Below are 17,185 nucleotides of genomic sequence, written 5' to 3' on the forward strand. Positions count from 1 at the left end.
ATTTGTAGGTTTTTGCTTTTTAGCCTATTTTTATACCACTAAAATCATCTTATGAAAATTATAAAGTTTCTGTTGTTTCTGTTTATTATCCAAGTAAATGCTCAGGATTTAAAAGTGATTTCCTATAATATTCGTTTTGACAATCCAAATGACGGCGAAAACAAATGGGATTTGCGAAAGGATTTCTTGAGCAAGCAAATACAATTTTATGCACCTGATGTTTTTGGTATTCAAGAAGGAAAATTGCATCAATTGCAGTATTTGGACAGCTCTTTAGTTGATTACAAATACATCGGAATTGGAAGAGACAATTCGGCTAATCAAGGTGAATTCAGTGCTGTTTTTTATAATCATAAAAAATTAAGATTAATCAAAGAAGCTACTTTTTGGTTATCTGAAACTCCAGAAAAAGTTTCAAAAGGCTGGGATGCCATGTTTGAAAGAATCTGCACTTATGGACTTTTTGAAGACATCAAAACCAAGCAAAGGTTTTATCTTTTTAATACCCATTTTGACCACGTTGGTGTTGTGGCAAGAACCAATAGTGCAAAGCTTATTATTGAAAATATTAATGCCATCAACAAGGAAAAACTTCCCTTTATAATAACAGGAGATTTTAATAGTGAAAAGGATAGTGAAGCCTATAAGTATCTTTCAAATCAATTGAATGATACTCAAAGTATAAGCAAAAGTCCTTCTTTTGGACCTTTAGGAACTTTTAATAATTTTGAATTTCACAAGCCTGTAAATTTGCTGATTGATTTTATTTTTACAAGCAAAAACAATATTGAAGTATTGAAACATGCGGTTTTGAGTGATTCAAAAGATTGCAAATATCCATCGGATCATTTGCCTGTTTATGCTGAAATTATGTTTAAGAAATAGAATATTTAAAGCCATTCTATCAGCGAAACCCCTACTCCAATTGTAGTCTGGACATTGTTATAATCAATTAGGGTTTCACCAAAACCGTGGGAAATTTGCAAATATCCTTTTAAGTTTCCTTGAATTGGATACGACCATGAAAATGTTCCACTTCCTCGAAGAGTAGTATCAAAATGTAGATTGTGACTTCCAATAAAAGAAAATACATTTCCGTTTTTGGTATAAATCACATTCAAATCGCCTCTACCGATGTATTTGGAAATATCGGGATTGTCGTCCTTGGTCGATCTCAATCGCAACCAAGGTCTGACGTAAAAACTCCAGTCGCCACTTTCAAAACCTGCATGAAAGATAATACGGTTCCAACTCCTTGAAAATGGTAGGCTTTTTCCATTTGATTCATGATTAAAAGCTACTCCAAACATTCGTGCTTGAATACCAAAAAAATTAAAATTCATCGGAAAATTCAAGATGATTTCAGGTTCATAATTGATTTCCCTGAAAGGCCTCGACAGCGAATTATTATACAATTGCCAATGTGATTTTTGAGTATATGCTACCCATAAATCAGCTCTTCCCCATAAAACACTTTGCAATACTTTGGTCTTGAAACTCAATTGAAACTTGGCTTCGATATTGTTGTAATTCGTTCCGGGTTCGGCAACATAATCTGGATTTCCGTTTCCAGAATAAGGTTGTTCGTTAGGAAGTGACGACCATCTTATAGGCAAAACAAAAAGTGGCTTGTAAGGTGTTACCAAAAAAGTACCACGAACGGATGTGGTGTCCAACTCCCATCTCTCGGACATTGTTCGAAGCTTGACCTTATCAGTAATTAAAGCTTGATTTTGTGCATTTGCGACTATTGGAAAAAACAATAACAAGAGGCTTGTTTTTATAAGATTCATATTAAAATTAGGGGTTTTCAACAAATGTATCATTTTCAGTAGGATTTTTCAGAAAACATTTCAGTAAATAACAAGAATTTAATACAAAGCCAGCTATTTAATTTGGAAATACAATACTATTATGCTTTATTTGATAAAAAATAAAAAAACAATCAATAAAATATGAAATCATTTACCATTCAGGAAATTAACGAAACGCTCAAAGGCGAACTTGTTGGAAATACTACCCAAGAAATCAATTCGCCCGAACAGCTGGAAATGGCGAAGAATAATGAGATTTCATTTATTGGAAATAAAAAATACGAAAAGCTTTGGGAAACTTCGCAGGCATGTTGTGCTATAGTAAACCAAGATATTTCGATTGAACCTGGAGAAAACAGAGCTTTTATAAAAGTAAAAAATGCCGATTTGGCAATGTCGCAAGTACTTGAATTGTTTGCTCCTGCTCCACCTATTTTCCACACTGATATTCATCCAAATGCAGTTATTGATTTGACTGCAAAAATCGGAAACGGTTCTAGAATTGGTGCGGGATGCTATATTGGTCCGAATGTCATCATCGGAGATAATACTACAATTTATCCGAATGTTACCATCTTGGATGAATGCACAATTGGAAACAGGACTACAATTTGGTCGGGAACTGTAGTTAGAGAAAGATGCCATATTGGAAACGATTGCATCCTGCATCCAAATGCAACAATTGGAGCCGATGGTTTTGGTTTTAGGCCTTGTGCAGAAAGAGGATTGGTCAAGATTCCGCAAATTGGAAATGTAATAATCGGTAATGGTGTTGAAATTGGAGCCAATTCGTGTGTTGATAGAGGAAAATTCAGTTCGACTGTTTTAGGAGATGGCTGTAAGATTGATAATTTGGTTCAAATTGGCCATAATAGCCGATTGGGCAAGTTTTGTATAATGGCTGGAAACAGTGGTCTTGCAGGGTCAGTAACACTAGGAAATGGCGTTATCATTGGCGGAAGTGCTTCTATAAAAGACCATACCACTATTGGCGATGGAGCAATTGTTGGAGCTGGTTCTGGTGTAACAGGAGATATTGCGGCAGGAAAAACAATGTTAGGCTATCCCGCAATTGAAGCCAGAGATGCCTTGAAACAATGGGCTATTTTGAAAAGATTGGTGAGAGAATCTTGTAATAAATAAAACATATAGTCATAAAAAAAATCCGTTATTTCTAACGGATTTTTTTATGACTATATAATTTTAATTTTTAGAATAAACTGATGATATAATAAACTAACGCTGCAATTATAGCAGAAACAGGAATGGTTAAAATCCAAGCCCATAACAAGCTAACGGTAACACCCCAACGAACTGCAGAAACACGTTTTGTAACCCCAACCCCAATAATACTTCCTGTAATGGTATGTGTTGTTGAAACTGGAATACCAAAATGCTCTGATAAATATAACGTCATTGCACCAGCAGTTTCGGCACTTACACCTTCAAGAGACGTTACTTTAGTGATTTTTGTTCCCATTGTTTTCACAATTTTCCAACCACCACTCATTGTCCCCAAACCAATTACTGTGAAACTCACAAAAGGAACCCAGGCATAATCGTTTACAAAATATTTAAAGGTATCTGGAGAGTTGATATAATTAGGATCCATATCAATTTTCAAGTGATAATAGATTACTGCAGCACCAATAATACCCATAACTTTTTGAGCATCATTCGCTCCGTGTCCTAAACTGAACAAGGCAGAAGAAACCAATTGCAATCTTTTAAACCATTTATCAGCCCTACTCGGATTGGCCTTTCGGCATATATTCATAATCAATATCGTAAGGAAATAGGCAATGGTCATACCTATTAAAGGTGCCAAAAATATAAAGGCAATTGTTGGAATTACTTTTACATAATTCACAACATCTACTCCATTTACTGCCAAAGCTCCAGCATGAGCCAATGCAGCTCCCATGAAACCTCCTAGTAAAGTATGTGATGATGATGAAGGAATTCCTAATTTCCAAGTTGCCAAATTCCAAGCGATTGCTGCAATCAAACCTGCAAGAATAACTTCCAGCGTAATAAAATTTTCGTTAACCGATTTTGCAATCGTGTTACCAATTTTAAATTCCCCGATCCAATATTTTGAAATAAAATAAGCAAGGAAGTTAAAGAATGCAGCCCAAACAACAGCTTGAAAAGGCGTTAGTACTTTTGTTGCAACAATTGTTGCTATAGAGTTTGCAGCGTCGTGAAAACCATTAATGTAATCAAAAATCAGAGCAAGTACTATAATGATGATAAGTAGCGTCATAAAAATAATTTCAAGATGAAATTGATTGTTTTAAGAGTGTTTTACAGCGATGGATTCTAAAACATTGGCTGCACTTTTACATTTATCTGCTGCCGTTTCCAATACTGAAAGTACTTCTTTGTATTTGATGATGGTTTTTGCATCCGTTTCATTTTCAAAAATATCTGCAACCGCCTTATCATAAACCGTATCCGATTTGTTCTCTAACTTGTTGATTCTTGCACAAGCATCCGTAATGTTTTTTATTTTCTTGAAATTACGCAATTCTTTTACAGCAATATCAATATTTTGGCAAGCTTCAAGATTGATTTCAGTCAATTTTCGGATTGATTTTGTAATCTTATCAACGTGGTATAATTTCATTCTGCTTGCCGCTCCGTGAATATTTCCAGCAATATTATCGATTGCCGTACTCAAAGAATAAATATCTTCCCTGTCAAAAGGAGTAATGAAGTTACTACTTAATTCAAGGTTTGTTTGTCTTGCAATGTCTTCTCCAATTTGTTCTAATTCTTCAATTTTTTGAAAAAGTTCATTTCTTTGCTCCAATGGAAGGTTAACCACTTCGTGCAAAGCCGTTGCCATCAAAATTAAATTACTCGTAGCTTGTTCAAACAAGGGAAAGAATTTTTTATCTTTCGGAACAAAATACTGGAAAATGCTGTTTAAAGACATAAATTTAGTTTTTTTTTACGGGGCAAAGGTATCCTTTCAATGTTAAGCTAACATTAAGTTAATATCAATTACTAGTTACGACACTAAATAAATTAACATTTATAACTCCTTCTTTGAATACTTTTATATTTCAAACGTTTTCGTATTTTAGCATTCCTAAAATTATCTAATAAAATTAAGTATTTATAACACATTTCAACTATTATAAAAATCTATATGGACATTAACTTCAATAAAAACGAAGATCATAACAGGCTATTACTCTCTGATTTAAAGCAGAAATTTGCAAAAGTAAAATTAGGCGGAGGCGACAAAAGAATCGAAAAATTGCATGCCGAAGGCAAGATGACAGCCCGTGAACGTATTGATTATTTGCTTGACAAAAACAGTAAAAGCATTGAAATCGGAGCTTTTGTTGGTGAAGGGATGTATGCCGAACATGGTGGTTGTCCATCTGGAGGAGTTGTAATCAAGATTGGATATATAAAAGGAAAGCAATGTGTTGTAGTTGCAAATGACGCAACTGTAAAAGCCGGAGCTTGGTTCCCTATTACAGGGAAAAAGAATCTTCGAGCCCAAGAAATTGCAATGGAAAACCGCCTTCCTATTATTTATTTGGTAGATAGTGCCGGAGTTTATTTGCCTTTGCAAGATGAAATCTTCCCAGACAAGGAACATTTCGGGAGAATATTTAGAAACAACGCCATAATGAGCAGTATGGGAATCACCCAGATTGCAGCCGTTATGGGAAGCTGTGTTGCCGGTGGAGCATATCTGCCAATTATGTCCGATGAAGCTTTGATTGTAGATAAAACCGGAAGTATTTTCCTTGCCGGAAGCTATTTGGTAAAAGCTGCAATTGGCGAAAACATCGATAATGAAACACTTGGTGGAGCAACAACACATTGCGAAATTTCCGGTGTAACGGATTATAAAGCCAAAGACGATAAGGACGCTTTAGACAAGATTAAAAATATAGTTGATAAGATCGGGGATTATAATAAAGCTGGCTTCAGTCGAATCAAAGCTGAAAAACCTGCCTTGGATGAAAAGGAAATCTTTGGAATTTTGCCAAAAGCTCGAAACGAACAATATGATATGATGGAAATCATCAATCGATTGGTAGATAATTCGGAATTCGAACCATATAAGGATGGATATGGCCAAACAATAATTACAGGTTATGCCAGAATCGATGGTTGGGCTGTTGGAATTGTAGCCAACCAAAGAAAAGTTGTAAAATCCAAAAAAGGTGAAATGCAATTTGGTGGTGTGATCTATTCTGATTCTGCCGATAAGGCGACACGTTTTATTGCCAATTGCAACCAAAAGAAAATTCCTTTGGTGTTTGTTCAGGATGTAACCGGATTTATGGTGGGTTCAAAATCAGAACAAGGCGGAATCATCAAGGATGGAGCCAAGATGGTAAATGCCGTTTCTAATTCGGTTGTACCGAAATTTACTGTTATTGTTGGTAATTCTTATGGAGCAGGAAACTATGCCATGTGTGGAAAAGCCTACGATCCAAGATTGATTTTCGCATGGCCAAGTGCAGAATTAGCCGTTATGGGTGGAACTCAAGCGGCAAAAGTTTTGGCTCAAATTGAAGCTTCTTCACTAAAAGCAAAAGGAGAAGTGATTGATGAAGCGAAAGAAAAAGAACTCTTCGATAAGATAAAAGCAAGATACGACGAACAAGTTTCACCATATTATGCCGCTTCCCGACTTTGGACCGATGCGATAATCGACCCTCTAGAAACCCGAACTTGGATTTCTATGGGAATTGAAGCCGCCAACCACTCTCCTATTGAAAAGCAATTTAATTTGGGTGTGATTCAGGTTTAAAATTTTAAAAAAAAATCAATACCAATGGTTTTCAAAGTACAATTGTATTCTGAAAACCATTTTTGTTTATTTTTGATGCAACCATTGCATTAAAACAAACGTCCTTAAAATTGTATCAATCCACTACAATATGAAAAAATACTTTTTTGCTTCTTGTCTTGCCATAATCCTCACAAGCTGTGCATCGGTTGAAAACCATAACCGGAAATTAACCGAACTTAAATCGGAAAATGATTTAAAAAAAGATGTTGATTATACTTATAAAAAGCTAAAGAGATTGCATCCCAATTTATATTGGTACATAAGTAAGGAAAAGTTGGATTATAAATTTGATAGTTTGAAAACAACCATTACAGAACCAATGACCAGTTTCGCTTTCTATAAAAAGATAGCTCCAATTGTCAATGAAGTACGACAAGGTCACATGATGGTTTTTCCTGATACTCGACAATTCACCAAAAAAGAAACCAAGGAACTAATCAAGAAAGGAACCGGACCATTTTCACAATTTGAATTTCAGGTTTTTAATGATAAAATGTATGTCGTTAAAAACAATTCCAAAGACAAATCAATAAAGGCGGGTTCGGAAGTTGTTGCCATTGATGGCAAAAATACGGATGATTTATTGAAGGATTATAAAAACCTCTTTACTTCGGATGGTTTCAATAAAACGTATTACAAGTACAAATTAGGAAAAGGTTTCGGAGGATTTTACACCAATGAAAACGGACTGAAAGACAGTTTGCTTTACAACTTCAAGCACAATGATTCAATCAAATCGGTTTGGATCAGGCGAAAACCTAGCGATACTGCCAAGGTTGCAAAAGCAGATACTGTTAAAACTGAAATTCCAAACCCAGTTGAAAAAATTGTACTAACCAAGGTTCAAAAGAAAGCGGAAAAAAGAAAGAAAAGCGTTTTCGGATACAATGAAGAAACTAAAATATATAACCGAAATCTAAAATTCATTGAAGCCGATAGCAGTGTTGCCGTCATGAAAATCAATGCTTTTGCAATTGGTAATTATTCCACTTTCTACAGGGAAAGTTTCGAGCAAATCAAAAGGAACGGAAGCAAAACCCTGATAATTGATTTAAGGAACAATCCTGGCGGAAGATTGAGCGAAATTGCCGATTTGTATTCCTATCTAACCGATACTACCATGGTTTTTGCAGATAAATCTGAAGTTGCCACCAAAACCAGCCTTTTGAGTGGCGATTATTTCAAAGGTGGAGGCGTTGGAATTCAGGTTGTAAAAGGAATTTTTTATCCTTTATATGTTGGCTATACTTTTTTTAAGGTCAAAAAAGACGAAGACGGAAAGTATTACTATGCAACAAGCGAATCTAAACCCCGAAACAAAAAAGTAGAAGCTTTTGATGGAAAAATTTATGTTCTGATTAATGGCGGAAGCTTCTCTGCTTCTTGCATTTTATCATCCAATCTGCAAGGTTCAAAAAGGGCAACATTCGTGGGAGAGGAAACCGGCGGAACCTATAACGGAACGGTTGCAGGAAGAATGCCTTTGATTAAGTTACCAAATTCAAAATTAAAAGTCCGTGTTGGTTTGATGCTCGTTGCACCACATTATAAGACCAATATTGAAGGTAGAGGGATTTTTCCAGATGTGGCTATTTCTCCAACTTTGGAAGATAAACTTAAAGATATTGACCCTGAAATGAATTGGGTTTTGGAGGATATTAAGAAAAACAAAAATAGTCAAACAGCAAGCAATAACTAACATGAAAAAAATATTCATCATAACTTCTATAGTCCTTACCCATTATGTTTCTGCACAAAACTTCACCAGAAAAGACTCACTCCAAGGAGGTTTTTCGTTTGAAAGAATGTGTTTTGATGTGCAACGTTATGATTTGAATATCACCATAAATCCTGAAGAACGTTCTATTGTTGGATATAATGATATTACATTCAAAGCCATAAAATCTTCTAATACTATTCAGCTCGATTTGTTTGAGAACATGCAGGTGGATAGTATTGTCTTTGAGCATAAAAATCTTGATTACAAAAGAGAATTTGGTGCTGTTTTCATCACTTTCGATAAAGCATTGACGGTTGATGATTCCTATAAAAAACTCCGCTTCTACTATTCCGGGAAACCAATAGTAGCACAAGATGCACCTTGGGACGGCGGTTTTGTTTTTAATAAGGATAAAAACGGAAAGCCATGGATTGGTGTTGCCGTTCAAGGAACGGGAGCCAGCTTGTGGTATCCCGTAAAAGATTCGCAAAGTGATGAACCCGATTTGGGAGCGTCGGTTAAAGTAGCTGTTCCAAACGGATTGATGAACGTTTCAAACGGGAGATTCATCCGTAGTGAGGAATTAAAAAATGGTTATACTTCTTGGCTTTGGGAAGTGAAGAATCCTATCAATAACTATAATATTACAGTTAATATTGGCGATTATGTTCACCTCCACGACAAGCACAAAGACTTGGATCTGGACTATTATGTCATCCGTGGAAACGAAGAAAAAGCCAAGAATCATTTTGAAGAAGTGAAGCCGATGATGGATTGCTTTCAATCTAAATTTGGAAAATACCCTTTTGCAGAAGATGGTTATAAATTAATTGAAACTCCTTATTTCGGTATGGAACACCAAAGTGCTGTATCTTATGGAAATAAATACCGAAAGGGTTATCTTGGAGGCGACAGTTCGGGCACTGGAATCGGGATGCTTTTTGATTATATTGTCATACATGAAACCGGACACGAATGGTTCGGGAACAGCATTACCTCACGGGATATTGCCGATATGTGGATACACGAAGGCTTTACAACCTATTCTGAAACCGTGTTTGTGGAGTGCCTTTATGGTTATGATAAAGCCATGGAATACATCAACGGACAAAAGAATCTAGTAGAAAATAGAAAAAAAATAATTGGTTCCTACGGTGTCAACGATAAAGGCCCAACTGATAAATATTATAAGGGTTCCCTCCTGCTTAACACCTTACGCCACGTTATCAACGATGATGAAAAATGGTGGGGCATAATTTTGAAATTTTCCGAAAACTACCGCCATCAAATCATTGATACCGAAACGGTAATTGCTTTTTTCAATACCGAAAGCCAGATGAACTTCGCTCCTGTCTTCAATCAATATCTGCATCATTCGAACATTCCCGTTCTTCAAATCCGAAAAAAAGACAAAGGGTTTGAATACCGCTGGAAAACAGATGTAGCCAATTTTGAAATGCCTGTTGACGTGCTTTTCAAGCAAGAACAAAAACGTTTGTTTCCTACCAATAATTGGAAGAAATTGGATTTAAAGCTTCAAAAGAGTAGTGAAATAGAAGTTCTAACAGATGAATTTTACATTCATTATGAGTCGCTTTGATTAGAAAAATAGTTTGAACAAGTTTCAAAACACTCCATATTCTAATCTTTACTTTGAAATTAACCACAGATTAAAACGGATTACACAGATTTATTTTAAATAATCCGTGTAATCCGTTTTAATCTGTGGCAAAAATATTCTTCTTTTTTTATAAAGAAATAGCTGCTCTGGAAGAACGATTTTGATTAGTGGATGATTTTCTTATTATAAACCGATCCATTCGTGGTTTCAACCCTAACAACCAAAACTTGATTAGGAAAATCCAGTTCTAAAGTTGCCTCATGGCTGTTGACGTTTTCCAAAACATGAATAACCCTACCCTGCATGTCGATGATTTTTACAGTACCTATTTCTTCTAGTGGAGATTTTACCAATACTATTTTTTCTAGTGCATAAACGATGATGCGTTTTTCGTTCTGATGGTCTAGATTTCCTAATGTTGCATTTACATAAACAATTTCAAAACGTTCATCAAAAGTTCCAGCCTCGGTTGTAAATTCATAATTACTGTTTTTCAAGTCGTGATAAATTTCCAATTCCTTATCGTGAATATATACATTCTGGTCTTGAAAAAAGCCATCATCATTGTTGAAATTGATGCTATGAAGTCCAGCTACATTTGTTTTATACCCAACAGGAACAACATCATTAATGTCAAAAGGCAAAGCAAATGACTGGATGGATAATTTTTTATCCTCAACAAAGGAATAAAAATCAAGCAGGCTGGATGCCATATTTGTTCCGTCCCAACCCCTGTCGAAACCATCTGTGGCATTGGTTGCATATCCGATCAAGAGTTGTTTGAAACCTCCTTCTGTATTGCTTATATTCAACCACAATCTATGCTTTTCTGTTTGTGCCGCACTTCTGAAGAATTGATTATTATTGCCTCCAAGTCGCATATCGTTATTAAATGTAGCTGTTCCGTCGGTGATCCCTTCTATAAAAAATCCTTGTCCGGCAGCGATAAACCCATTTGGTATATTGGATGCATCAGGTGTTGTTTCAGATGGTGCCGCCATTGTTCCGACACCGCCCAAAAGGTTGTAAACGGCATAATCATCTGTAGAATAACTGAACGATTGATTGCCAGTTTCAACTATTGGAGTATTGTGAGTCCATAAATATATCGTTCCTTCCAATGTTGAATTTGCTGGATGTTGCAGGAATTCATCTGCATCAAGTGCCGACGGATAAGGATTTCCGAGCAAATTGTATGCACCATTACCTATAACTGGAACATTTATTATTCCGTTATTAGGAGTTCCGGTAAAAATGCCTTCAAAAGGAATCGTCACCAATGGATTAGTAGAATAATTTTGTGGAGCCCTCACGATATAGCCCATCCCTTCTTGCATGATATGATTTCCTTGTGGATAAGTTGTCCAACTTTGATTATTGGGATTCCATCCAAAATATTTATCAAACAATGTCATTGGTGATAAGGCATTCAGGGTCTGACCTCGAACAGGTGAAGACCAATAAGTGAAGTCGTATCTGTACATCGGTTCGGTCCATCTTTTCATGGTGAAATTAGTCCCTTGATTTTCAGAAGAGTCGTCGGTTTGATAAAGGCTTGCATCATCTTCGACCGTAAAAGTACCATCTGTGATAATGACTGCACCATTAAGTGTCAAGTTGATTCCTGAAGGAATGGTAACATCGGCACCATTTTCAACAACAATACTACAGCCAATCAAATCGGCCGATGGAGTAAAGTCGCCAGTAATGATTACATTGGTTGTTCCGTCGGGAACGCCATTTGTCCAAGTGCCGTCCCATGTTGTAGTTTGGATAAGGGCACTTGTGGTTCCTGAAAATACCTCGCCACAATTTCCGTTGCTTATTACCGCCCTGAAATAGGTATCTCCTAAAATTATTCCTGCGTTTTCGCTCGTCAAAACATCTGTAAAATTAGAAAGATTGGTAACTCCTGTGATAAAATTTGGATCTTCGGAACGTTGCCAATACAATATGTTTCCTGTGTGTCCGGTTAGTGTGATTTCTCCCGGTTCTGTTCTTAAGCAAACGTTCTGACTGGCACTCAAATTTCCGCCAAGTGATGGTGTCAAAACAGTTACATCTGCTTGATCGGCTGCCAGAATTCCATTGGCATCCGTTACAATCACAAAATAGGTTTCGGTTCCAACGGTAGCTGTTGGAGGTGTTGCAGTTGGCATATTTCCTAAACCTTGAGACCATTCGTAGGTGTAAGGAGCATCTCCTCCGGAAATAGCAACAGAAAGTGTTACATCGTCATCTTCACAAAAATCTCCATAACCGGATAATAGTACTGTGAAATCCCCAGCCCTAATTCCTGTAAAAGCCGATGTAACTCCGGGTTGCAAAATCGCTCCTGCAACAGCTAATGTAGTTCCTGAAAGCGGACCAAATTTCAGCCAAGGATTTGTATCTTGATTGAAAACTCCTGAAAGCTGTGCTGCTGCAATTGTTGAAACATCTGCGGAAGCATCACTTGGCAAATAGGTTGCATTTATGGAGACAATTGCATCGGTTATTCCCGATTGATTGACGTTCCAGTATCTCGAAAGATTATTTTGAAAACTGGAATTATTTGGGTGAATACCGTCCTTAACCGAAACACCCACGTAGGCACTAGAAAATGATCCTGAAGTAACATTCACCTCGATTGGTGAATAAGCCGGACTTGTGTTTTCTCCAATCGGAAAGAAATAGGATCCTGTTGCTGTAAAAGGTCTTCGAACTTCTCCGGTAGTTCCTGTTGCAATCATTTTTGAAGCATCAAAACTACCTGCAACCGGATTTACGCCAAGTGTCAGAATCTTATCTTCAACGATGAGTTTTCCGGAATTCAATGTAAGTGTACCGTTTATATTCGAATTTATATTTAATGTAACATCACCACTGGTATTTTCCAGCGTTAGATTATTAAAAGTTGGACTACTTGTACCTGTAATACTTTGAGGAATTAGGCCTTTCATCACAACTGTATTTCCTGTAAAATCTACGGTATTGTTCAAGGTTAAATTACCTGTTATTCCTAAAGGGGTTGGCAATATTGCTCCAGATCCTGTAATGGTAAGGTTATTATAAGCAGCCAAACCTGTAACGAGTTGTGGAATTGTTTGCCCAGTTCCTGTAAAATCAACTGTATTTTCTACTGCTCCAGGGGTAAATATTCCCAATCGAGAAAACGTTCCCGATATATGCATTATGTTTCCCGTTAGAGGCCTTAATCCTCCTCCAGAATTTATGGTGAGATTGTTGAACGTAGTTTCGCCAGCAATGGTAGCATCCAAATTTATAAAAACAACGGTGCTATTTGCCGCAGGAGTGAATGTTCCGTTATTGATCCAAGCCCCTCCATCGCCATGTACTGTTAATTCTGAACCAGCGGGTGCATAAAGAATTCCACCTTGGTTAATATTTACCTTCCCAATTGCTGTAATAGCGTTTATAATCGGATCATTTGGCGTTGTACTTGCATCGGGAATATAAATTGTAGTAATGTTGGAAGGGATTGCATTTGGTGTCCAATTTCCAGCCGTACTCCAAGAATCACTAACAGATCCATTCCAGGTTAAAGTTGCAGCTTCATATTCGTCGAGGGTTAATTCTACCTGTCCGAATGTAGGTTGAAAAAACACACCTACATTCACGTTGGTTAATTCTACCCAATTTTCTGTGGTATTGTAATTGGATCTTCCTTGTTCTAATGTTGTTGTTGTTGGAACAATATAAGCCCAATCTACTAATGCATTTTCATTATTACCGTTTAGTTCGGAATCCAAATAATGAGCTTTTATGATGGCCTTTGTTCCGCTTCCTCCCGATTGGATGAAATCATATTTTCTTAATATAGGTGTAGGACGCCAAGATACCGCAACTCCAATTTGAATCCTCAATCCCATTGAGGTTGGTAATGTTCCTATATTTGGAAAAATGATTGAGGTATCCTTATGCCCAAAAGTATAGAGCACATTTGAAACAATGTTATTTCGAATAACATCTCCCGTAACATCTCCAATACCTGTGTTAGTTGCATTTCCCCCCATCAGCAATTGAAAGCTTCCCATCGAGAGGCTTCCCAAAGTTGCAGAAGGATTGGCAGTTGGAAGATTTAGCGTTCCATTAACCGTCAAAGTACCACCAGCTACTGCTCCACCAGTTGAAGAAACAGTTAGTGCATTATAGGTTCCAGCAACAACCGTTTGTGGACTAGAAGCAGCATTGTAATGTACCGTTCCTGTTCCTGACCAGGTTTTTCCTGTTGGCAACGGCACAGCACTGGTGTTGCTGGTTTGAAGTGTTCCATTGATGGTAGGTATTGTCAAACTCCCTGTCAAGGCATTGGTTCCCATATTCATAGTCTGATCTGTAGCAATATTCAATGCTCCGTTTATGGCAACAGCATTTCCTACAGTTGTAGTGTTGTTAGCTGTTGTAGAAATGGTCAGATTGTTCAGCAAATTTGTAGTTCCAACGGTTGTCTGATCAAAGCTTAATGTTTTGTTTGTTGCTCCATTAATGACAAGATTGCTCGAAGCACTTCCCCTGATCCCTCCTGCAATGGTGTTGGTTATGGTTCCCGTTGAAGTTAAAGTATGAGAGCCGATTCCTAATTTTCCGCCATTGAAGGTAATGTTTCCAACCACTTCCAAATCGGACGATTGTGTAGCGTTTCCGCTCAAGACAAAACTTTCGGCTGTACCACTAAACGGTACAAAAATGGAGGTTGGATTTGCAACTACTGAAATATCATCCAAAGCAAATTCATCAAATTCGGCACTTCCAGATGCAGTGGCACTTTCCCATCTCAAATAGTAGTCACCTCCAGAAGCAATGCTTATTCCAGTAATTGTAGTTACTCGATAATAGGCTTTCCAACCAGGCGTATCATCTGCTGTAGTTGGCGAAGTTGTATTGAGGGTTGTTGCAGCAGTGTAGCTTGAATTATTGGCAGAATAGCTCAAATTAAAATTTGTTGAAGAAGCTTGATCATTATAGATATAAACTTTATATCCCACATTCAGAGAAGTCATGGTTGTTCCTGTTCTATTCTGCAATCTCAAAGTGATTGTTCCGGGAGTAAAATCGCCTGAACCCGATTGAATACCGAGGGCAAAATTATTTGGAGAGGTTTCAAAAGCATACAAACCAGTTTCAGTCACACCTCCTGTGGAAGTTCCCTGATCATAATCGCTGTCTTCAGGACTTGTTCCATTAAAAGCAACAGCTCCATCACTAAATCCGGTAAATGCCCATGCCCGAGAACTCAATTGTCCTACTTCTGCTAAAGGTGCTACACCATCTCCTTGAAAAACATCATTGTTGACTCCATCAACAGTTGCATCGAAAGTGATTGTATTGACTGTATTGGAGGCATAAATCTGCCATCCGACTGGTGTTGCCAAAGTGGTCGTATTTCCTGAAAGACCTGTTGCAGTATAATTTTCTAATCCGCCACTACCATTATATTCCACAACGGAAACATGATAATTGGTTGAGGGTGACAATCCTGTAACCGTAGCATTGTTTCCTGTTCCTGAATAAACTACAAAATTCCCAGTTCCTATTTCAGATCCTGAACCAAATTGTGCGGAAGCTGTGTAACCCTGTCCATCAATTGGAAAAGCATTCACGGCACTACCTTGACGCACTAGTAACAATCTTCTTGCTCCATTACCGCTTGTCCAATTTGCTGTAAAACTTGTAGAAGTTATACCTGAAAAGCTAATTGCCGATGATAAAGTTGTTGGTTGAGCATTTAAAACCGTGGCAGTAACATTTACGGTTTTGGTAGTAGCTCCAGTAGCTGTATTATTTACCACAACATTATAAATCCCCACTGGTGCAGAGGAAGTTGTTCTTACATAAATTGTAAGAGGTTGTCCTGTAATAGTATTGCCCGTTCTAGGCAGTGTCAGAGAAGGGAAAAAGTTAGTATTGTTTAATGAAATTTCAAAATTAGTTGGAGCTGTGATTACCGGATCTGCAGTTAGGCTGGCACCATTGATTGTATAGGAGGACGATGCCGAAGCAGTTCCTATAACGGAATTGGCGAGACTTAACACTGAGGTAGAAGTTGTCAAATTAGGCACTCCAGCCGGATCAATTGTAAAAATTTGAGTGTTTGAAATTGTAGTTCCATTTGCAACCGTGATAGATGCTGTTCCGGAGGTTAAAACATCAGATGCTGGAATAACAGTTGTTAATTGTGTGGGAGAAACATAGGTAGTAGTCCTGTTGTTTCCGTTCCATCGTATTATGCTTGAATTCGAAAAATTTTGACCATTAACTGTCAAAGTAAAACTTCCTGTTCCTGCAATCCTCGAAGTTGGAGCGATTGAAGTGATGAAAGGCACTCCAACGGTTACACGGACATTATCGAAAAACGAAGTCTGACCAGCAGTTGTTGATCCGTTGAAATAGCCTCCTAATAATGGTAGAGAAGTAGTGGTATAAGTGTTATTCACAACACTCGATTGAGCAGTCAAGGTTCCTGTATTTGGATCGGCAAAAGCAGTAGTTCCATCATTTCTGACAAAAAGTTGCCAAGTATTTGTGCTTGGTGTATACACTACTCTAATACTCAAATATTGTGTTCCAAAATCAGTCAATCCCGCAGTAGATGAAGATAATAAAACGGTATGAGTTCTTAAACCTGAGTTATACCTTACCAATCGGATTGGATCGGTACTTCCCGAATTTCCTAAAATTATGGCATAGCCTGTTCCTGTAACGTTTGTTGTTCCATTCGTACCGGCTAATATAAAAGCAGTTCCGAAAGCAAAAGTACCAAAAGCAGACGCAATAAATCCGCCTGGATTGGTTCTGCTTTGCCGCATATTGAATGTCCAGGTTACCGGTCCTGGATTATTTGCCAAAGTAGTTGCATATGGAGAAGTGAAATTAGCTGAAGAGGTGGATGCTAATACCCATCCATTGGCATTAGAACCACTACTTCCATCATTGGTTAAATATAATAATCCATTACCAATTGCTGATCCAAAATCGGCACCACTTCTTGTCATGTTCCAAACCGTTGAGCTGGAAACTGGTCCGTTTGCAATCGTATAATTTGTTGCATTTGGTGTTGAAAAATCATCATTGAAGACAGAAGAAGTCTGGCCAAAAGAAAAATGATAGAGGAAAAATAAACCTATGGCAATATATGCCCTTAGGTGATAAAAGGTAATGTTTTTCATAAGTAGGTTTTTTGAGATTTTTGTGGGGCAAAA

9 protein-coding genes are annotated in these 17,185 nt (G+C 37.4%); 5 read left to right on the top strand and 4 right to left on the bottom strand.

Annotated elements, in window-relative coordinates:
- Positions 1-51: 51 nt before the first annotated feature.
- Entirely contained in the window at positions 52-885 is an 834-nt protein-coding gene (locus J2X31_RS06980; RefSeq protein ID WP_310025544.1) for an endonuclease/exonuclease/phosphatase family protein, read from the top strand.
- A gap of 5 nt (positions 886-890) precedes the next feature.
- On the opposite strand, the gene J2X31_RS06985 is transcribed toward J2X31_RS06980, so the two are convergent.
- Positions 891-1,793: a phospholipase A gene (locus J2X31_RS06985; protein ID WP_310025545.1), complete on the bottom strand. Its 903-nt coding sequence runs from the start codon at positions 1,791-1,793 to the stop codon at positions 891-893.
- Positions 1,794-1,955: 162 nt separating this feature from the next.
- On the opposite strand from J2X31_RS06985, the gene lpxD reads away from it, so the two are divergent.
- Positions 1,956-2,957: a UDP-3-O-(3-hydroxymyristoyl)glucosamine N-acyltransferase gene (gene lpxD, locus J2X31_RS06990; RefSeq protein WP_310025546.1), complete on the top strand. Its 1,002-nt coding sequence runs from the start codon at positions 1,956-1,958 to the stop codon at positions 2,955-2,957.
- 67 nt (positions 2,958-3,024) lie between these two features.
- On the opposite strand, the gene J2X31_RS06995 is transcribed toward lpxD, so the two are convergent.
- Both J2X31_RS06995 and J2X31_RS07000 read right to left on the bottom strand, forming a co-directional pair.
- Complete coding sequence (locus J2X31_RS06995) at positions 3,025-4,080, bottom strand: inorganic phosphate transporter (protein ID WP_310025547.1); 1,056 nt, start codon at positions 4,078-4,080, stop codon at positions 3,025-3,027.
- A 30-nt stretch (positions 4,081-4,110) separates the two neighbouring features.
- Positions 4,111-4,755, bottom strand: coding sequence for a DUF47 domain-containing protein (locus tag J2X31_RS07000; RefSeq protein WP_310025549.1), 645 nt, complete (start codon positions 4,753-4,755; stop codon positions 4,111-4,113).
- A gap of 216 nt (positions 4,756-4,971) precedes the next feature.
- Here J2X31_RS07000 and J2X31_RS07005 point away from each other — a divergent pair, with 216 nt between their 5' ends.
- The 3 genes from J2X31_RS07005 (at position 4,972) to J2X31_RS07015 (ending at position 9,962) form a co-directional block, all read left to right on the top strand.
- On the top strand, positions 4,972-6,600 hold the full coding sequence (locus tag J2X31_RS07005; protein WP_310025552.1) for an acyl-CoA carboxylase subunit beta: 1,629 nt from the start codon (positions 4,972-4,974) through the stop codon (positions 6,598-6,600).
- A gap of 130 nt (positions 6,601-6,730) precedes the next feature.
- Positions 6,731-8,341, top strand: coding sequence for a S41 family peptidase (locus tag J2X31_RS07010; RefSeq protein ID WP_310025553.1), 1,611 nt, complete (start codon positions 6,731-6,733; stop codon positions 8,339-8,341).
- Position 8,342: 1 nt separating this feature from the next.
- The gene (locus J2X31_RS07015; protein WP_310025554.1) at positions 8,343-9,962 is read left to right on the top strand and encodes a M1 family metallopeptidase; all 1,620 of its coding nucleotides are present in this window, start codon (positions 8,343-8,345) and stop codon (positions 9,960-9,962) included.
- Positions 9,963-10,147: 185 nt separating this feature from the next.
- Here the strand turns inward: J2X31_RS07015 and J2X31_RS07020 are convergent, their stop codons facing one another.
- A complete protein-coding gene (locus tag J2X31_RS07020) occupies positions 10,148-17,152 on the bottom strand; it encodes a beta strand repeat-containing protein (protein ID WP_310025555.1) in 7,005 nt (2,334 codons plus the stop codon).
- Positions 17,153-17,185: the final 33 nt, after the last annotated feature.

This window comes from Flavobacterium arsenatis, from assembly GCF_031456785.1.
In the GTDB taxonomy this organism is placed as follows: domain Bacteria; phylum Bacteroidota; class Bacteroidia; order Flavobacteriales; family Flavobacteriaceae; genus Flavobacterium; species Flavobacterium arsenatis.